Source organism: Paenibacillus sp. Y5S-9, assembly GCF_036894235.1.
GTDB lineage: Bacteria > Bacillota > Bacilli > Paenibacillales > Paenibacillaceae > Paenibacillus.
Genome location: NZ_CP145887.1, coordinates 2335357 through 2354699 on the forward strand (window position 1 = coordinate 2335357; position 19343 = coordinate 2354699).

The window sequence follows — 19343 nt, forward strand, 5'->3', positions numbered from 1 at the left end:
ATTATTTTGTGTACATGAAAGGGCGGGGGTCATGATGTCTTCAGACGGCAATCCTCCAGTAAATGTGGATCAATATTACCCTACAGCCGGACGGGTGATTCTGCATGTGGATATGAATGCTTTCTACTGCTCTGTACATGAAGCGGAGGAACCGGATCTATATAGAGGAAAAGCAACGGCCGTTGCGGGCAGTAGTGAACTGCGCAAGGGTGTAATCGTAACCTGCTCATATACCGCTCGTAATCGAGGTATCTCAACAGGCATGGTTGTACACCAAGCCATGAAGAAGTGCCCTGATCTCATTGTGATTCGTCCCGATTTTCATTTATATCGTCAATATTCAAGAGCGTTCATGCAGATTGCGTATAGTTATACCCCTCAACTTGAGGCAACGTCCATTGATGAATGTTATCTTGATATTACAGGTTCAAGGCAATTCGGGAATCCAATGGAGATTGCGGAGAGCATTCAGCGTAGAATCAAGGATGAATTGGGGCTGCCATGTTCCATTGGCATTGCACCCAACAAATTATTGGCGAAAATGGCTTCGGATCTGAAAAAACCGAACGGTATCTCCATTTTACGCATGAGGGACGTACCCCGGATTCTTTGGCACAGACCATGCAACGAGATGTTTGGCATTGGCAAAAAAACGGCTGAAAAGCTGAAAAAACTGGGCGTTGAAACGATTGGTCAATTGGCCAAGTCGGACGAGAACATGTTGACCGAACTATTCGGAGTTAATGGAACATGGCTCAAAAATTCTGCGAATGGCATTAACCATTCCGCAGTTCACGCGGAACGGGAAGCTAATAAATCCATTGGGCATACAACCACTCTACCGGCGGATGTATCGGATATGAATGAGATTCATCGGGTATTCCTCAATATAAGTGACCAGGTAGCCAGAAGATTGCGCAAGCACGAAATGTTCAGCCAGGGTATTCAGATTACGATCCGCACACCGGATATGAAGACAATCACCCGATCACGTCTAATGGAAGTTCCTACGGAGGATGCGACGGTCATTTACCGTGAAGCCTGTAAACTATTTGAGAAGCATTGGGGTAGTGGCAAGCCTGTCCGTATGCTGGGTGTGACACTTCAAAACCTGATTCCAAGAGAAGAATCCGCTGTGCAGATGGACTTGTTCGAATATGAGCAGAAGCCCAAGAAGGACAATCTGATTCGGATTATGGATCAGTTACGTGATAAATTTGGTGAGAATGCTGTTGTGACCGCTGGCATGCTTGGAGATGATCCTTCCGTGCTGCTTCGCAATCATAAAGTGCGCGGTACTTCCTTGCAAAAAGATAACTTGCAAAGTCTTGATTAAATAAGGGATAATAGATACTTGTGGTTGCAAAATGATTTGTAATTATCCTTACTTTGTATTAATATGTTTCTAGATAAAAACACTGTACGTTTCGAATTTTAGGAGGAGAGAATGTAAATGAGTAAATATACTTGGGTTGAAAAAGACACATGCATCGCATGTGGCGCTTGTGGAGCAACAGCTCCTGACATCTACGATTACGATGATGAAGGTTTGGCAGAAGTTATCTTTGACGGCGATGCTAACCATGGTATCAAAGCTATTCCAGACGACTTGTTTGACGATATGCAGGATGCATGCGATGGCTGCCCTACAGATTCAATTAAAGTAGCGGATGAGCCTTTTAATAAAGAGGGTTAAGTATTTCTTGCATGAACACAGAGCACTTTCTTTTGTCTTTACGACAAGGGAAGGTGCTTTTTTTGTTTTCATTTAACTGTGATCTTATGACCTGTGGATCAAGGACGATTATTGTCGAAAACCCTTTTTTCCACCGGGTACTCAAGTCCTATGGATTCAACGCCATGTTATGCCGATATATATGGATATACGGAAAAAGGCGAAATAGTGGAGGATCGGATGCAAAATACTCATCTAAGAACATATGTCAAGAAACATCCCGACAATAAAATGGCTTGGTACTTGCTTGGAAAGGAGTATTTGGGCGAAGGACAGGAGGCCAAAGCCAATTATTGTTTTCAGCAAGCGGGCGAGGTTTACGAAGCATTTGAACGCAGTAAAGCTCCTGCTGACATCTGGGTAGACTATCAGGAGAAACTGGTGGAGATGTCTGAGCAAAAAGAGAAAAAACAACGTAGACGCAAAATGTGGCTTACGTTGTTCATGCTGCTTGTGCTGGCAGGTCTGCCACCTGCGGACGCTCCGGGGTTCAGTCGTGAAGCGGCCGACGCACTGTCAGCAGCACTGGAATCCACAGATGACATCGAAGCGCCTATAGAAGCGGATAAACAGGCTGTGACTGCATCCGCGCCACCAAGTAATGTGTTTACTGCTGCGGCATTTGGTGGAGGCAACCATGGCGAGACTGCGCTCGCAGCTGCCTGGTCCGGGTCTGGCCCAAAAGTAGAGACCTCTGCTGTACTGGGTATGCAAACCTCGGATGACTGGTCTTTATGGAAGCGAAATATGCCTGTGAAATACATAGTACAAACCAATACAAAAGGTAAATTAACTGCACAGAGTTATGATGCCAAGCAATGTAACTGTGAACCTCCTGAAGTCACGCCGAAAATCAAAAAGATGGCTATGGCGTGGACCGCCAAGCAGGAAGCGGCTGCATCATTATCAAGTGCAATCGTTGCCTATCGCAAAAAAAATGACGCTTGGCCCAAGAGTGTAACGCAAATGGCCCAGCCATTTCCGAATAATATTCTGGGCGAGACTGCGCCAGGGATGACCGAGATGTTTCCGAAGCTGTTAGCTTTGCATCAAGGAAAGGCACAGGAAGGAAAGAACGATTCAAGTGGTAAAGAGAATGGTTCAACGACTTCGAATTCGTCTCAAGGCAAAAATGCCGCTTTTGCAGATACGCTGGGAGGTCAGCCTTTTTTGCAGGAACCGCTGGAGATTGTCATTGATAAGGATAAACATAAACTTGCATTAATTAGTGGGGATACGATTGTTCGTATGTATGATGTGGGACTTGGCGGTGATCGAACCCCGGAGGGTTCATTTATCATCACAGATAAAGTGGTCAATCCGAATGGGCGCTCGAACGGTGAGTTTGGAAGCAGAGGTATGCAACTCTCGAGTACAAATTATGCCATCCACGGGACCAACGAGCCAGACAGTATCGGACTGGATGAGTCCCTTGGATGTGTGAGAATGCGTACAGGAGATGTAGAAGAGTTATTCGCTCTTGCTCCGCAAGGCACTCCGGTACGCATTGGAGAAGATGTACTGCCAGATCTGACGCTTGTTCCAGAAGCAAAGCAGCGTTATCAGCATACACTTGTTCCAAAGCAGAATAATCCGAACAAAACGTATCACTGGCTGAATTGATCTGTTGGATATGTAGAATCAGATGGATTCAGCCTGAATCATCTACATGTTGGCAATAATGATAAGAGCACCAATGATGATGATCAAGCCGCCTACACTGGCTGCTGTCCATGCAATGGCTTTGCGATTCACTTCTTCTTTCTTTTGCTGTAATGCAGGTGGTTTACGTTTGGGAGCCATGAGTTATTCCTCCTTATTGGAATAGAACTGGTGTAGAGTAACCATGCTCTCATTGTAAAGAATTCAACTCGTCATTTCCAGTGGGCGGGTGGATTTCTTGTGAGCATTTTGTATTATTCGATTTGTGCTGTCTATGCCCAAACTACTTTCCTTTTTAATAAGAAACAGATAGACTTGTGTGTAGAGTGTTTTTTACATATGAAAAGACGGACAACGGCTTTTTGGCGTACCGGACCAGAACGGAGTGAGTGATTTGTTATACAGAAGTCTTGCTAAACCTTTGTTGTTCAAAATGGACCCTGAACAGGCCCATCATCTGATTATTGGCGGCCTTAGTGGCGTGGGCAGCATCCGTCCGGTTCCTTCCGGACTACGTGTGATGTACGGCGTTCGTGAAACGTCTGATCTGGCTGTTGACATGTTTGGGTGTCATTTCCCTACACCTGTTGGTCTGGCTGCGGGTCTGGACAAAAACGGACAGGCCGTAACGGGCTTTTCTTCCATCGGATTTGGATTCATGGAAGTGGGAACCGTGACACCACTTGCACAACCAGGTAACGATCAACCACGACTGTTCCGTTTGCCTCCGGATGAGGCTTTGGTGAACCGAATGGGCTTCAACAATCTTGGTGCGGAAGCCATGGCAGGAGAACTTTCACGTCTACAGGATCGGCGTATTCCAGTGGCTGTTAACATCGGCAAGAATAAGGCAACGTCTAATGAGGAAGCTCACTTGGACTATTCGAAGTGCATTCAGGCACTATACGATTATGCTGATCTGTTCGTGGTTAATATCAGTTCACCAAATACACCGGATTTGCGTAATCTGCAACATGGGAATGAATTGAAGGAACTGCTCGCTGCGGTTATGAACGAGATGAACGTGCAGCATGCACGAGCGGGCGGAGCGGCCAAATCCGTTCTGGTGAAGATCGCACCGGATGTGAATGATCAGGAACTTGAATATATGGTTCGCACAATTGCAGACAGCGGTGTTGCTGGCATTATTGCAACGAACACAACCATCAGTCGTACAGGACTTTCCCACCAACATGCAAAAGAGACTGGCGGTCTGAGCGGTAAACCTCTACGTGAGCGTTCTACGGAGATTATTCGCCAGATCTATCGCCAGACCGAAGGCAAACTTCCGATCATCGGTTCAGGTGGCATTTTCACAAGTGAAGATGCATACGAGAAAATTAAAGCCGGAGCAAGCCTGGTCGAAATATATACAGCATTAATCTACGAAGGACCTGAGGTGAATCGGCGTATTCATGCCGGACTGCGTGAGTTACTGCGCAAGGACGGTTATCGTCATATCTCTGAAGCGGTTGGTGCGGAGCATCGTTAAGAAGGAATGTGGATCCCCGGATTGAAAATATAGAAGCATGGAAGAGCGTAAAATGGTTCGGGACTCTTCCCCCCACCAAACATCATGTATAATGGAATAGAACAGGGGACGCTATAGAGACAGGAGGCATAAGCATGGACGGTAGAGACTGGGGTACATTTTTACTTCCTTATGAACAAGCGGTAGAGGAATTAAAAGTCAAGTTTAAGACAATGCGGGCGGAGCTGAAAAAACGGGAAGAGTATGCCCCGATTGAATTCGTTACCGGTCGTGTCAAAAAAATATCCAGTATTCTGGAGAAATCCAGACGACTGAATGTGTCGCTTGATGACGTGGAGACAGGCATTGAGGATATTGCAGGTATCCGTATCATGTGCCAATTCGTAGATGATATCCGTCGGGTTGCCGAATACATTCGAGGCCGCAAGGATCTCACGGTACTCATTGAGAAAGATTATATTACGAATTTCAAAGAGAGCGGTTATCGCAGCTTCCATATGATTATTGAGTATCCCGTTCAGACGGCTCTGGGACAAAAGATCGTATTGGCCGAGATTCAGATCCGGACACTTGCCATGAATTTCTGGGCTACCATTGAACATTCTCTGAGTTACAAATTCCGGGAGAGCTTACCGGATGACATGCGAGCCAGGCTGAAAAAAACAGCTGAGGCCGCTTTTGTACTGGATAATGAGATGTCTGCAATTCGTCTACAGATTTTGGAGGCGCAGAAGGCATTTGAGGATGATTCCAATATCGTGTCAAGAACATTGAATATCATTCATCAATTATACTTCTACCACCTTGTCAGTGAAGCGATTGAAGCACAGAAGCGATTTAACGATTACTGGGAACGGCATGATATGGAAGGGCTCAAAGACTTGCTCGATGACGTGAAGAAACTTCTGAACAACGCCAGAAAGGGCGAAAACCCGGATGAGCATCTATGAGCCACTGTACATTGACTACTTAATCTACTTCAATCGGGATCAGGATTATTTCGAGTGCCATGAGGTGCTGGAAGAATTGTGGCTTGAACGTAACCGGGATTCTCTCTATAAAGGGTTGTTGCAAATTGCGGTTGGTTTATACCACTTCAGGAATGGCAATCTCCGCGGAGGAACGATGATGTTACAGAGCTCGCTTGATCTTCTGGAACCTTATCCTGCTACGATTCTGGGCATTGACCTTGGGAATTTGGTACGGGATGTACAGGAAATCGTGAAGGAACTGTCCCAATCAGATGTTCAGTCTGTGACTTACAGGGATTTGTCCATACGAATTGTTGATGAGGTCTTAGAACAAGAGATATCTAGAAGATCGCTTGAGCTAAAACCTAATATTCCGCAACGCCGGAGTCCTACCAGAGGGCGAATATACGAAGAGAAGATGAAGGCGATGGATCAGGGTAAAAGTTAAGCCGTAATCAGCGTTAACATCCAAATGAGCATCCCATGGATATGAAGTTCCATGTATATGAAACACCCCGACGATTCCTGTAAAGGGAAAGATCGGGGTGTTTTTGAATGTTGCGTCATATTCAGATGATTGCAGGTGGCACAGCCTGTCCTTCAACAGAACTGTGTCTGGTGATACAAGTACCTGATTGTAGATACTTGTGGAAACGGATCTAGCAGTTAGCTTGCCGAAGGAGCGGCACTGCCTTTATATTTTTGGAAAAATTGTTTGTAATCATCCAGTGTGTAGCCTTGATCACTGCCATTCTCTTTCAGTCCGCCAACCATACGGTCTTTCTCGACACCAGCCTCATAATAGACGAGTGTAGGCGTGAACTCGATATTGTAATCGGTCCATCCTGCTTCGAATTCACGCAGATTGAACTGCGGAAGCTCAATACCTTCACTGTCAACCAGTGGCATCAACTGAGGTGTTGTTGCACGGCAGTGCGAGCAGTCGGAAGCAAAGAAATAAACAAAAAAGCTGTCTTTGTTATCGATTTTGGCTTTGAGATCAGTGGGTACAATAATTTGTTGATAGTTGGGATCACTCAGTAGCTCCCGTGTAGCTGGATTAAGCTTGGAAGCAGCGATGCCATAAGCATTTTCCACTGAATCCATCTGTTTCTTGGATTGCTGGTCTACGACAACCAGTGCTGCAATCATAATGATTAAAATACCCAGGAATATAAGGATCGCAGCACTTTTCTTTTTCTTCTTGGATTTCATTGGACATCCCCCATCGATCATATCGAAATATAGTTTGGGCAAAAATAAAGGTTGGGATTATATGCATAAACACCCGAATTTTTGCTCAGGAATCAATCTACTTGCCATTATACTACATTACACGCTGTAGTGGAATAGATACGATATGATAGGAAAGCAAAGCTTGGATATGATAAAATAAAACGATATTGCAATCTTACCAAGACAGGATGAGTGGGAATATGGGTGTAAAGTTACCTTTGATATTTGCTGAGCGAATGAAAAGTTTGCTGGGTGATGAGTTTGAACAATTTATGAAATCGTATGAACAGTCTCCCCATGCGGGACTGAGAGTGAATACGTTAAAAATATCGATGGAACAATTCGATGAGATTGCTCCGTTTGATCTAAGACCTATTCCGTGGTGTGAGACAGGATTCTATGTACCTCATGGTGTTAAACCGGGGCTGCACCCTTATTATCATGCAGGCCTGTATTATATACAGGAACCAAGTGCAATGGCTCCAGTTGAATTATTGCAGGTGGAGCCTGGAGATCGCGTGCTTGATCTGTGTGCTGCTCCGGGAGGGAAAACAACACAGATTGCTGCAAAGCTGCAAGGCAAAGGTGTACTTGTGACGAACGATATCCATGCTGAACGCACAAAAGCACTGGCCAAGAACGTGGAATTGTACGGGGTGCGGAACGCCGTTGTTTTGAATGAGTCGCCAGAGCGGATCGCAAATGCATTTCCGCATTATTTTGACAAAGTATTAATCGATGCGCCTTGTTCAGGTGAAGGTATGTTCCGCAAGGATGAAGACATGGTGAAATCGTGGGAACATCATTCGGTGGAAAAATGTGTACTCATGCAGCGCGATATTCTTGAAACTGCGGCACGATTGCTGGCTCCGGGAGGTACGATTGTATACTCGACCTGTACCTTTGCACCGGAGGAAAATGAAGCGATGATTGCGGAGTTCCTGAATGTAAACCATGATTTCGTAGTAATGGACATTCCTGATGAGACAGGGTTCGCTCCAGGACGTCCGGAATGGGTACGTCAGATGATGCCTGAGAAGGCCGATGAGACGGAAGCTGTGCTGGATCAAACGCGTGGTACCGCAAGATTGTGGCCTCACCTTTTGGAAGGGGAAGGACATTATGTCGCTGTATTACAGCATCGTGTAGGGCAAGAATTAGAAACAGATCAACCTGGAGTAGTTAAAGAAGGAGCAATGGAGTATGGACAGGTCGTGGATGTGTCCAGGATTGAAGTAGAGGGGAACAAGGATCACTCTATTGCTGCTTCTTCAATTGCTATGACCAAGGCTGATCGCAAAAAGGAACGTTTATTGCGAATTGAATCCCGAGAGTCCCATGACAGACAGGCTGGTGGCAAGAATTCGGGTAAACAGAGCAAAAAAGGTAAAGATCACGGCGGACGTAAATCGGAACGGGGTCAGGGACGTGGAGCTGATCCGGCAAGTATTGATCCGGTTGCGATCTACACTCAGTTTGTGAAAGAACAATTGGAGATTGAGTTAACTGGAGAAACGGTATGTTATGGAGATCGTGTGTATCAATCCTCGGTTGGTGCAGCTCGGTTGGAGGGACTGAAAGTCATTCGTCCAGGCTGGTTTATGGGCACGATTAAGAATGGGCGATTTGTTCCGTCCCACCCGCTTGCGTGTGCTCTAAATGCATCTGAAGCACGGAGAAGCGTAAATCTGTCATCCGCTGATGGCGAGGCTGTGAGGTACCTCAAGGGTGAAACGTTAAATATTGAAGAAGAACGAGTGGTGCTCAAGGCGGATACGTTTGCCAAAGGGTACGTTCTTGTATGTGTAGATGGTTATGCTGCTGGCTGGGGAAAATGGCTGGATGGTGTACTGAAGAATGAATATCCGGCAGGCTGGAGGTGGACATCGGTATGAGTGGAAAAGGCAAACAAACGCTGCGCCTGGACAAAATATTAAGTCATATGGGTGTAGGAACACGAAGTGAACTCAAAAAGATGGTGAAACAAGGCAGAATTCATGTGGACGGCAAAGCGGTGAAAGACAGTGGTGTACAGGTGAATCCCGAGGTCAACGTCATTGAAGCCGATGGAGAGCGGATTGTGTATCGGGAGATGATCTATCTGATGCTGCATAAACCTCCGGGTGTTGTGTCTGCTACCGAGGATAATAGAGATAAGACGGTACTGGATCTGCTACGCAAAGAGGATCGGGTCTTCAATCCGTTTCCTGTGGGACGACTGGATAAGGATACGGAGGGACTGCTCATTCTTACGAATGACGGTCCACTTGCCCATGATCTGTTATCTCCACGCAAGCATGTGCCCAAAACCTATGAAGCCCGTGTTCTGGGAAACGTGGATGAAGTGGATGTGCAACGTTTCAAGGCGGGCATTCAATTGGATGACGGATACGAGACGCTGCCGGCCGAACTGACTATACTTGGTCAGGAAAAAACGGAAGAAGGCATGATTTCGTCGATCTCGCTTATTATTCACGAAGGGAAGTTTCACCAGGTAAAACGTATGTTTCAGGCGGTAGGCAAGCGAGTGATTTATCTGAAACGCGTAGCCATGGGTGAGCTGGAACTAGCTTCCGATCTTGCTATCGGAAGCTATCGTGAACTAACCGCAGACGAGTTGAGCCTTCTGCGGAAGTAAAAGCTCCCGTCCTTCGCGAAGCGGAGTAGGAAGTTGTGGAGGGAAGCGAAGCCCTGATACTAACGCCGAAGGCGAGAGAGCTCCCGACCTTCACGAAGTGAAGCAGGGAGCCGGGCAGAAAGCGAAGCTTTGCCCGTAATGGTCCCGGTTAAGCTTGGGCGGGAGCGCCGCTAACCAGCGGTGTGCCCGGCAACAAGCGTTCCTACGACAACCGTGACATAGCAAGACCCGACCTAACACCGTTGCGCAAGACGGGAGTCCAGAGGGCAGAGCCCTCTGGGGCCCTCCCTCGGAAGGGAGGGGTTGGGTGGGTGCGACTACTAACAGATGAGGATGAAGCCAGAATGACCTATAAATTAATTGCACTTGATGTAGATGGAACACTGCTGAATGATCATCATGAACTAACCGAATGGACTCAGGAGACCTTGATCCAAGCTTCCCGTCAGGGAGCAGAGATTGTCCTGTGTTCAGGTAGAGGTCCTGCCAACACGATTCCTTTTATGGAGCAGATGGGACTGGATGGATATGTGATTACACATAATGGTGCCGTAACGGCGCAAGTGGATACCCGTGAGGTGGTTCATCATTTTGCATTAGATGGACAAGGACTGGAGCCGATCATATCGTACTGTCGAGCCAATGGAGTACATTTTGACATCAATACGGCATTTGGTCTATATGTGGATCAACCGGAAGGTTTGGGTTTGCAGGTGCGTGAGATGTATTACAACTTTATGGCCGAGCCACTGAAGTTACCCAAGTGGGTTGATATGACAGAACCGCTGGCCAAATTCACTGCATTTGGACCGATCGAACAGATGGATGCAGTACTTCAGGAATGGTCTACTTGGAATCTGCCTTATTATATGACACGGAGTGGTGACTTTTTTATTGATCTGATGCATCCCGAAGCGTCCAAAGGCGCTGCGCTTAAAAGGCTTGCCGAATCGAAGGGAATCTTGCCTTCGGAGATCATGGCGATTGGTAACTACTTCAATGATATTACGATGCTGACCTTTGCGGGCAAAGGCATTGCCATGGATAACTCACCGGACGAGGTGAAAGCTGCTGCGGACGAGGTTACACTCTCGAATAACGAGCAGGGTGTGGCACACGCGATCCAAAAATATGTGTTATCCGTCTAACCTTACATCTAATATTTGAAATGCACGCTTCCCTCATAATCTACCGTCCTCAGGGGCATCCTAAGAGAATAACGTTAGGAATGGAGGAGGACGCGTGATGAAATATGATGTGGAATTGGTTGCAGACCTGCGGACATCAGGTGGAGAAGTACAAGACGTGATGGTCAATGGTCAATATGCAGGCTCACTTTTCCTTGTGTACAGAGAAGGAGATCGTTTATCAGGTAGTCTTCAGATCGAGCAGGAGTCTCTGCCAGATGATACAGAGCAACGTATCGTGGAAAAAGTGCATGCCTATGTTCGATCTCTTGCAGATGCGTTGGAAGCTGCGTATTATGAAGTGCTGGTTAGTTGTGGCTCATTACATACGGTTCTGCATATGCCTGAGTCAGAGACAGTGTGGCCGTCTGAAGAGAGGAATCATGACGAAGGCAGCTATGACGATATAGGTAGCAGTGGAAGTAAGGTAATCCCTGTTTCACAAGCCGAATCGTTTACATATGAAGATCGGGATCAGGTTCTGGAGATGGAAATGGTAAGCGCAGGACGCAGCATATCGACGTATATTTTCAATGATGTAGAAGGGCAGGAACTAGCAGAAGCTTCCTTAAAACAATATGGCGCTGATGTACAAGGTGAAATACACTGGTATGACGAGCCGGAAGAGAATCAATTGGAAGCTGCGGCAGAGTTGCTGGTCAGAGAGCTGGATGAAGATGTCATCGATACGATTACGATTCGCATGTGGCATCAGGGCAACGAACTTGAGACGCTAGAGTGGGTACATCGCGATTTCTCCGAGGATTTGGAGGATACCGATGAATCGGATCTGGACGAGCTGGAAGCTGCTGAAGAAACATGTTATGTCATGTTGAAGCGTAAGGATCGGGAGTTCCGGGTATATGAGCTGTTTCTTCAGGAACGAGGTGGATTGCCTGTGGGAATAGCAACAATAGACACTTCTCATTCCGATCTGACGGGATACATTGATTACGAGGTTCCTGGTACCAGTATTCAGCGAAAGAGCCTGGTGGAAGTGTTGATGCAGGAGTTGGACAAGGAAATGGAGTTTGATACTCTGCACCTTACGATGTTGTATCGAAATCAGATTATTGATGAAGCCAGAATAGATGGGTAAAAGGCAGCTGCCTTTTACCTTTTTTTGTTCTTATTTTGACGAAAAATCCATTTCCCGGTATAGTACCATTAGTTTAAAAGAGATCAGGAAGCGGAGGAGAACAATGATGCACTCATTCAAGATTAGTAGCGAATATATTAACGATGGTTTTCAAGCGGTTCAGGCGAAGCCGGAAGACACGGAGGATGTGATGTCCCTGCTGGTGGAGACAGCCGAATGGTTACAAAGCCAAGGTTCTTCCCAATGGAATGCTTTGCTTAAAGGTGAAGATTCACATGATACGGCAGGGGCGATTCGGCGTGGGGATGTGTTTGTATTTAAAAAAGGAGCGGACGTAGCGGGGATGGTCATCCTTTTGGTTCAGCCAAGCCCTTGGGATATTCATCTTTGGGGTTCAAAAGCTCATGCCGAGGATGGTGCAATTTATCTGCATCGGCTAGCGATTCGAAGAAAATATGCTCAGAGCGGTCTGGGACGGTCCATTTTGCAATGGTCTAGCAGTGGCATACATTTTGAAGGCAAACATACTGTTCGGTTAGATTGCGGAGCGAGCAATGCTACGTTGAACGCCTTTTACGCGCGGAACGGATATACTTTTTTGGGAGAGACCGATGGTTACAGTACATATGAGAAGCCCGTGGAGCTACTGAGCTGAGAATTCTGACTACCCAATGAATATGATGACAACAAACGCGAGCGGTTAACTGCTGAATTAAAGCTTTTGCTTCTGAGGTGAACGTTTCATGAATATGTTGTATATACGAGTGGGTGAACCATGGCTTGGTCAGTTTAGCTTTGATTGAGCGGTTTAAATAGCCAAAAGTTTGCACTATCTAACGTAATATAGATGTTCCGGCTTCCCTATGTCATAATGGATAGTAGATCAGTACGTAAGTTAGAAAGGGGGAAACTAACGGTGAAATTGCTGCAGGCGCTTTTCTTTCCTCCGGAGCAGCCCGGAGGTGTATCCTCTATGATTCCGTATATGCAAGAGAGATTTACAACCCCGAGGTGGGAAATGGATCTGTTCTCGTTGCCAAAGCGAATTCGCAACAAGGGCAGAGAGGAAGTTCAGTTCGAAACGTTTGACTGGACGGAATATCAGGATAGTCCTGTTGTCCAAAAATATATTCAAACCTATCGTGATTATCTATGGTGGACCAAACTGCGTATTCAGAAGCCCTATGATCTGATCCATGCACACCACCCAATTGCAGGACTTGCGATGAAAACGGTTTTCCCGGATACACCCCTCATTCAGACGATTCACTCCAGTTATGAACGAGAATTAATCCTTAATGGACGCATTGAAACGGATGGACCGGAGCATCGATTCCTGCTTGCGATATATGGTGAGCTGGAACACCAGGCAGAGCGTCTCTTGACGGTGTCGGATTCGTTCCGTCGTTATCTGGCTCCCTACGTGAAGGAACCTGATGTCATCGGTGTGATTCCCAATGGATTTGATGAGAAGCGGTTTAAGCCGATTCCTCATGATAATGCGATACCACAGCTGGTCACGGTGTGTCGGCTTGTTCCGGCAAAAGGGTTGGATATTCTTTTTAAAGCCTGTGCGGAACTGAAGGGCCGAGGTCATGATTATGTGTTACATATTATTGGAGATGGACCAATTCGTCCTGATTTGGAAGAATTGGCGCAGCGATTGGGCATCTATAATGAGACCATTTTCTATGGTTACACACTGCACCCTGAGGAATTCATGCCATTCTTTGATATTTTTGTACTTCCTTCACGGGCAGAAGCATTTGGTTCCGTCTTCGCTGAAGCGGCGCTGAGTTGTCTTGCCCTTGTGGGTACGGATGTAGGTGGTATACCGGAACAGATCGAGAACGGCAGCAATGGGTTGCTTGTACCGGTAGAAGATCCTTCTGCACTGGCTGAAGCGCTTGAAAAGGTGATGCTGGACCCGGCTTATCGTTATGAACTTGCCCGTTCAGCGTGTGAAAAAGCCAAGACACATTACTCGCTCGGCAGATCGGTCAATGAGTTGAAAAAGATGTATCTACAGTTTCCTAGCCAAGCCTAAAACGTAGAGCAAAAAGTGCGAGCCGCTGTGATAAACAGCGGCTTTTTGTCATGTTTAACGAAAGAGTACCCGCGGTGACTTGTGGTTATAAGGCAAACGGATGCTCATATTCATGAAGTACATGGACCGTGAGATTTTATATATTGTTGCGTTTACGAAAGGTGCCCCAGCGGTTCAGTACCAATTTGGCAGCCCAGATTAATGCCATACTTCCAAAGATGGGGTAAAGGATGGACAGCAGGGAACTGAATCCAAACTGACTGAGTGAGTAACACAACAGCATAATGGTTAATGTAATGAAACGGGGGTGAACGCGTATATGTTGTCTCAGTTGCAAGGTCATTCCATAGATATCGGCTACAAAGGTACTGAATATTTCCATGAAAATAAGGGATACATATACAGATTGCACTGCCCATCCAAGTTGAAAGGCAATGCTACCCATCGGGATTTCGAATTGAATGATGCCGGGCATCTGAGCTGACATGGCAAAATGAGCTGCCATCAGCATGAAACCAACACCAATTCCACCCAATACTCCGCCCCATTTCAGCACACTCCGACTACGAATCTGGTTACCTACAGGCACAAGAACAGCTTGAGCCAACACCAGATTGAATGAAGTATACAACAATGGAGACAGCCACACTTGAACAGGGTTTGAGTCTGTCGTCAGTGTGATGAATCGGGAAGCGCCTGGATGATGGATGGTACTGGTGATCATGAGCAGAGATAACAGGAGCATCATGGGCACGACTATGCTATTCATTTGTAGGATGGCCTGAATGCCTCGACCGAGAAGCAGATATGTCCCTACAAGTGTGACGATCAGACCTGTCTGATAATGCAAACCCAGATGTTCGACAAAAACGGAACCTGCTCCGGCAAGCATGACACTGTTCACGCCAATGAGAATGAGAAGGGTCACCCAGGTGATCCATTTTCCCGCCTTGTGGCCGAATAAATGTTTGTTCAGATCCTCATAAGAGCGGGACCCGGTATCGTGAGCGATCAGCATCATTTTGGTACCTAACCAGACAAAGAGCATGGTGGATAAGCCTATGGTGATGGTGGCCCATTTGCCATACTGGGTAAAAAACTGCAAAATTTCCTGCCCTGTAGCGAAGCCGGCTCCGACAACCGTTCCGATGTATGTAAATGCGATCTGCAGCACCCGAAATGCCTGTTTCATGTGTTTCCCCTCTCAGGCCCCTGTATAGTTTGGACATGCGGGTACCATGGTACAAGGTATGCTTGACCCACGAAAGTCATGACAATCGATAATGAGCTTTGGCTTGAATTGCGTCTCAAGGACAGCGCCCAGGCAATTTCGCTTGAACTTATAGATAGATATATGATACTTTTACCTCATAGGATAGGCTTGGGAGGTCAAATCATGGAATTATTGAAACAACGAATTTTACAAGAAGGTGTGGTTATCTCGGATCAAGTATTAAAGCTGGATGGTCTGTTGAACCACCAGATTGATCCTGCATTAACGATGGAGATGGGACGTGAGTTCGCTGCCCGTTTTCGTGAAAGTGGAGTGACTCGGGTAATCACGGTAGAATCCTCAGGGATTCCGGTTGCTTTTGCCGCAGCCTATGAACTTGGGGTGCCCCTTGTATTCGCCCGTCGCAAAAAAACACTTCTGGCTGATCCTGATGCTTACTGTGAACGCGTACCGTCCTTTACCAAAGGAATTGTAACTGACATTATGGTATCCCGTGAGTTCATTCATGAGAATGACCGTATTTTGTTCATTGATGATATCATTGCCAATGGAGATGCCGCTCGTGGCGTCATCAAAATTATCGAGCGTTCCGGTGCGGAACTCGTCGGATTCGGCGTTGTGGTCGAGAAAAGTTTCCAGGCAGGGGCACGAACGATTCGTGAACAGGGTATTCCGGTGGAAGCCTTGGTACGCATTCGTTCCCTGAACGATGGTACGGTACAATTTGACGATAACGAAATGTGACATTTTAAAGGAATAGGGCCTATTTTTTGAACTATGCCTTTGCATGACCGCGGATTTCATTTATAATGGGGTTATGTTAGGGAGAGGAGGCAACACCATGGGGAACCAACCGGCAACAGAACAATTTTTTAATGATAAGCTGGCGGAATCGAAAGTTCATTTTGAACGTGCCCTGGATTGTAAACATACGGAATTCGATGACCTTTATCCCTATATGATTGAACATCCTCAATTTTTCTGGTACAAACGCTATGTTGCCTGGTCAGAATTACTGACGATTGTAGGCTTGTGCGAAGAGTTGTCCTTCTCTTGGAAAGAACAATTTACACCGCATCAAGTGGAGTACCTTGAAGAACGTGTGATGTCCGCCAAAGTGCTTGATTTTTGGTTCGAGAAGAACGACAGCAAAGAGCACGCGCAGCGGTAACTTTCAGTCGGGACATAATTTCGAATGACATGACAGTCCAATACAGTCACGTGAGACCTAAATGACATTTCATTTAGGTCTCTTTTTGTAAATAAATTTGGAATATAGGAGCCATGAAGATGATCAGTGATACAGAACTGGACGCCCTGCGTCTGTCAGGTGAGAAAGTAAGAGTAGTACGGGACGAGCTGGAATCTAACGATGTAACCGGGATTGTTGTTGCCTGGGATGGCGAGCAGGTACTTATCCGTCGTCAGAATCGACGTGTCGTCAAGCTGGATCGCGGTTACCGATATCAGCTGTTTAGCGAGCCGCGCCAGAGTCCACTTAGTGAGTAACAGTTTATAATTATGGCAGAGCCATGAGCGTTAAATGTTTGGAATTACCATGATTTGTTGGCATAATTGACTCACTCGGGAGAGAAGATAGGTACAGTGAGGAAGATCTGTAACTATAGCCGAGAGGGTGTGCTACAAGCCATGACATTGATGAATGATAAAGTTCATGCCTACAAGGATCAGATTGGAGCATTAAGCGATGTACTGCCAGGTGTGGTGAAGTCATATCATGAGTTTACGGGAGAATGTTTCCAACCTGGCGTGATTGATGCCAAGACAAAACAGCTCATTGCGCTCGGCATTGGATTGTTTGCCAACAATGAGGTATGTACTTTCTACCATGTAGAAGAAGCCCGTGCCAAGGGCGCTACAGATCAGGAGATCATGGAGACCGTAGCCGTGGCCGGAGCTGTAGGAGGCGGACATGCTCTGTCTCAGGGCGCGATGCGAGTGCAGAAGGCGCTGCATTAGTAAGCAATGAAACATACATTTTAAGCACAAAAAAGGCATCCGGTTAATAACCGATGCCTTTTTGTATGTGAATCACATTTTTCCTAACATTTTATCATACATAAACTGTCCAGTTACCCGACGTGCTGTTACATAGCGGTCATTGAAGTATGGATTCGATAACTTTGTGATGCTTACACCTTTACTGCTGGAGGCATGAGCGAATTGTCCGCCGCCGATATATACACCTGTATGTGAAATGCCTTTGCCTGTTGTATTAAAGAACACCAGATCACCTGTCCGAACATTGCTTTTGGCTACCGGAGTACCTGCTTTGGCTTGCTGCTGAGAAGTACGTGGCAATTCAATGCTGTATTTGTTGAAAAGATATTTCATAAAACCAGAACAGTCAAAGCCGGCTACAGTCGTGCCACCCCATTTGTAAGGAATACCTGTCATGTTGTTCACTACGGAGTTGATACTGCTTGCCTCTGTGCTTGTTGCCCCGGATGTAAATAATACAGCTGCTCCAAAAATGGAGATAATCAGTTTTTTCAAAATCAATGTTCTCCCTTCGATGCCTACGGAGTTAGCTAAGGGTTCGGTAGAAGGTTCCCTATATTTCCTATGTATAAGAATAATTCACCCAAATTGGTTCCCCCGTTTTCAAACATGAAACTCGGCAATGAATAATTAAGTTTTTGTAACTATTTGAAACTATATTGCATAAATGCGTAATTGTCAAACCCATTTAAAACCCTTCGTAATACCTCAATGTTAGCGGAATTAAGGTTTTTATATGAAAGAAGGGATCAAGTTTGGGTATCATTCATGACAAAAACGTCATTATTGATTCGCTTAAGACGAATTTGGATAAATAAATAGGTTTGTCATGAGTTAAAAGAACTATTCCGTTATGTAGAATTAGAGATATTATATTCATTAAGTTGCATATATTGACAAAAATCGATTTTTTGCATATTATCTGAGTATCCAATCCACATATTGGATTAAAATTGATTTTATTATGCGATAAATACAAATAAAGGAGGTTTGTGGAAGCTTATCATAGGTAAAGTAGAAGTGGCAGATTTATAAAAACGAACATAGGAGAGTGTTACATTTGAAAGCGAAGAAAATAATTACTTTTGTCCTGGCATGTACGATGGTGGTGTTCTCAGCAGTTGGAATGGCAGTTCTCCCTGTAGGGACGGTATCTGCTGCGGATGCATCGGGTACTACAGCGAGTATTTCTGATATTTTGAAGAACCAGCTGCCGGATGGAGGTTGGAGAAAAGATTATAAACAGACAAGTGGAGAGTGGGCGAAGTCCACGATAGACAACAAGGCTACATACTCAGAAATTAGAAGATTGGCGAAGGAATTCAAAAAGACGAATGATCCGCGATACTCCACAGCTGCAATCAAAGGAATTAACTTTTTGATCAACATGCAGTATTCAAACGGCGGATGGCCACAAGTCTACCAAAGCTCCGGATATCACAAACATATTACCTACAATGATGATGCCATGATTAATGTAATGATCATGCTCGATGAAGTAGCGACACGCAAAGGTGATTTCTCGTTTATCGACAGCACACTTGCTAACCGCAGTAAAAATTCAGTTGCCAAAGGTGTGGAGGCGATTCTGAATACACAAGTCGTTTCAGGTGGTAAGCTGACAGCATGGGGACAACAACATGATTCCAGTTCCCTTAAACCAGCGAGCGCAAGAATCTACGAAGTGCCATCGCTGACAGCTGGAGAAAGTGTAACAATCGTTAAATTCCTGAAAACGAGACCTGCTAACTCTAAAATCACAGCATCCATTAAAGGAGCGGAGGCTTGGTTTAACAAGGTGAAAATTACGGGTTACAAGTATGAAAGAGCTAATGGAGATAGTAAAATTATCGCTGATTCCAAAGCTGCACCAATTTGGGCACGCTTCTATGAGATCGGAACAGATAAACCAATCTTTATTGGTCGCGACGGGGTAGTTAAATACAAATTAAGTGATATTGATAAAGAAAGAAGAGGCGGTTATGCATGGTATGGCAACTGGCCTTCCAAGCTTTAATTT

General features: G+C 45.7%; 21 protein-coding genes and 1 riboswitch. Of the genes, 17 read left to right on the forward strand and 4 right to left on the reverse strand.

Going from position 1 to position 19343, the window contains the following annotated elements:
* Window positions 1-34 precede the first annotated feature (34 nt).
* The 3 genes from V6669_RS10480 to V6669_RS10490 all read left to right on the forward strand — a co-directional run bounded on the left by V6669_RS10480 (window position 35) and on the right by V6669_RS10490 (window position 3358).
* The gene (locus tag V6669_RS10480; RefSeq protein ID WP_338594895.1) at window positions 35-1336 is read left to right on the forward strand and encodes a DNA polymerase IV; all 1302 of its coding nucleotides are present in this window, start codon (window positions 35-37) and stop codon (window positions 1334-1336) included.
* Window positions 1337-1453: 117 nt separating this feature from the next.
* Entirely contained in the window at window positions 1454-1696 is a 243-nt protein-coding gene (locus tag V6669_RS10485; protein ID WP_091032191.1) for a ferredoxin, read from the forward strand.
* 219 nt (window positions 1697-1915) lie between these two features.
* On the forward strand, window positions 1916-3358 hold the full coding sequence (locus V6669_RS10490; protein WP_338593632.1) for a L,D-transpeptidase family protein: 1443 nt from the start codon (window positions 1916-1918) through the stop codon (window positions 3356-3358).
* A 42-nt stretch (window positions 3359-3400) separates the two neighbouring features.
* Here V6669_RS10490 and V6669_RS10495 read toward each other — a convergent pair whose 3' ends face one another.
* Complete coding sequence (locus V6669_RS10495; RefSeq protein ID WP_017689367.1) at window positions 3401-3538, reverse strand: hypothetical protein; 138 nt, start codon at window positions 3536-3538, stop codon at window positions 3401-3403.
* 253 nt (window positions 3539-3791) lie between these two features.
* Here V6669_RS10495 and V6669_RS10500 point away from each other — a divergent pair, with 253 nt between their 5' ends.
* The 3 genes from V6669_RS10500 (at window position 3792) to V6669_RS10510 (ending at window position 6308) form a co-directional block, all read left to right on the forward strand.
* Window positions 3792-4889, forward strand: a complete 1098-nt coding sequence (locus V6669_RS10500) for a quinone-dependent dihydroorotate dehydrogenase (RefSeq protein WP_338593635.1) — start codon at window positions 3792-3794, stop codon at window positions 4887-4889.
* A gap of 134 nt (window positions 4890-5023) precedes the next feature.
* On the forward strand, window positions 5024-5839 hold the full coding sequence (locus tag V6669_RS10505; RefSeq protein ID WP_091032183.1) for a GTP pyrophosphokinase family protein: 816 nt from the start codon (window positions 5024-5026) through the stop codon (window positions 5837-5839).
* Window positions 5826-6308 carry a DUF309 domain-containing protein gene (locus V6669_RS10510; RefSeq protein WP_338593639.1) on the forward strand — a complete coding sequence of 161 codons (483 nt, stop codon included), beginning with the start codon at window positions 5826-5828 and terminating at the stop codon, window positions 6306-6308. Before V6669_RS10505 ends, V6669_RS10510 begins: the two co-directional genes overlap by 14 nt.
* A gap of 218 nt (window positions 6309-6526) precedes the next feature.
* Here the strand turns inward: V6669_RS10510 and V6669_RS10515 are convergent, their stop codons facing one another.
* Window positions 6527-7075, reverse strand: a complete 549-nt coding sequence (locus V6669_RS10515; protein ID WP_036609632.1) for a thioredoxin family protein — start codon at window positions 7073-7075, stop codon at window positions 6527-6529.
* A 221-nt stretch (window positions 7076-7296) separates the two neighbouring features.
* Between V6669_RS10515 and V6669_RS10520 the strand changes: the two genes are divergently transcribed.
* From V6669_RS10520 to V6669_RS10545, 6 genes are all read left to right on the forward strand, one after another.
* The gene (locus V6669_RS10520) at window positions 7297-8991 is read left to right on the forward strand and encodes an RsmB/NOP family class I SAM-dependent RNA methyltransferase (RefSeq protein ID WP_338593644.1); all 1695 of its coding nucleotides are present in this window, start codon (window positions 7297-7299) and stop codon (window positions 8989-8991) included.
* A complete protein-coding gene (locus V6669_RS10525) occupies window positions 8988-9734 on the forward strand; it encodes a pseudouridine synthase (RefSeq protein WP_338593647.1) in 747 nt (248 codons plus the stop codon). Before V6669_RS10520 ends, V6669_RS10525 begins: the two co-directional genes overlap by 4 nt.
* A 344-nt stretch (window positions 9735-10078) precedes the next feature.
* Complete coding sequence (locus V6669_RS10530) at window positions 10079-10882, forward strand: Cof-type HAD-IIB family hydrolase (RefSeq protein ID WP_315936455.1); 804 nt, start codon at window positions 10079-10081, stop codon at window positions 10880-10882.
* Between the two features lie 97 nt (window positions 10883-10979).
* Window positions 10980-12020 carry a hypothetical protein gene (locus tag V6669_RS10535; protein ID WP_338593650.1) on the forward strand — a complete coding sequence of 347 codons (1041 nt, stop codon included), beginning with the start codon at window positions 10980-10982 and terminating at the stop codon, window positions 12018-12020.
* Between the two features lie 106 nt (window positions 12021-12126).
* Window positions 12127-12675, forward strand: coding sequence for a GNAT family N-acetyltransferase (locus V6669_RS10540; protein ID WP_338594896.1), 549 nt, complete (start codon window positions 12127-12129; stop codon window positions 12673-12675).
* 261 nt (window positions 12676-12936) lie between these two features.
* Window positions 12937-14067: a glycosyltransferase family 4 protein gene (locus tag V6669_RS10545; RefSeq protein WP_338593652.1), complete on the forward strand. Its 1131-nt coding sequence runs from the start codon at window positions 12937-12939 to the stop codon at window positions 14065-14067.
* 136 nt (window positions 14068-14203) lie between these two features.
* Here V6669_RS10545 and V6669_RS10550 read toward each other — a convergent pair whose 3' ends face one another.
* Window positions 14204-15259 carry a hypothetical protein gene (locus tag V6669_RS10550; protein ID WP_338593654.1) on the reverse strand — a complete coding sequence of 352 codons (1056 nt, stop codon included), beginning with the start codon at window positions 15257-15259 and terminating at the stop codon, window positions 14204-14206.
* A 204-nt stretch (window positions 15260-15463) separates the two neighbouring features.
* Here V6669_RS10550 and V6669_RS10555 point away from each other — a divergent pair, with 204 nt between their 5' ends.
* The 4 genes from V6669_RS10555 to V6669_RS10570 all read left to right on the forward strand — a co-directional run bounded on the left by V6669_RS10555 (window position 15464) and on the right by V6669_RS10570 (window position 17281).
* Window positions 15464-16045, forward strand: coding sequence for a xanthine phosphoribosyltransferase (locus V6669_RS10555; RefSeq protein ID WP_036609617.1), 582 nt, complete (start codon window positions 15464-15466; stop codon window positions 16043-16045).
* Window positions 16046-16142: 97 nt separating this feature from the next.
* Window positions 16143-16472 (forward strand): hypothetical protein, encoded by a 330-nt coding sequence (locus tag V6669_RS10560; protein WP_036609615.1) that lies wholly within the window; start codon window positions 16143-16145, stop codon window positions 16470-16472.
* Window positions 16473-16591: 119 nt separating this feature from the next.
* Window positions 16592-16810 carry a hypothetical protein gene (locus V6669_RS10565; protein WP_307413871.1) on the forward strand — a complete coding sequence of 73 codons (219 nt, stop codon included), beginning with the start codon at window positions 16592-16594 and terminating at the stop codon, window positions 16808-16810.
* A 141-nt stretch (window positions 16811-16951) separates the two neighbouring features.
* On the forward strand, window positions 16952-17281 hold the full coding sequence (locus V6669_RS10570) for a carboxymuconolactone decarboxylase family protein (RefSeq protein WP_017689352.1): 330 nt from the start codon (window positions 16952-16954) through the stop codon (window positions 17279-17281).
* Window positions 17282-17353: 72 nt separating this feature from the next.
* On the opposite strand, the gene V6669_RS10575 is transcribed toward V6669_RS10570, so the two are convergent.
* Entirely contained in the window at window positions 17354-17818 is a 465-nt protein-coding gene (locus V6669_RS10575) for a C40 family peptidase (RefSeq protein ID WP_338593664.1), read from the reverse strand.
* A 5-nt stretch (window positions 17819-17823) separates the two neighbouring features.
* A riboswitch (cyclic di-AMP (ydaO/yuaA leader) is annotated at window positions 17824-17955 on the reverse strand.
* A gap of 419 nt (window positions 17956-18374) precedes the next feature.
* Here V6669_RS10575 and pelA point away from each other — a divergent pair.
* On the forward strand, window positions 18375-19340 hold the full coding sequence (gene pelA / locus V6669_RS10580) for a pectate lyase (RefSeq protein WP_338593665.1): 966 nt from the start codon (window positions 18375-18377) through the stop codon (window positions 19338-19340).
* Window positions 19341-19343 lie beyond the last annotated feature (3 nt).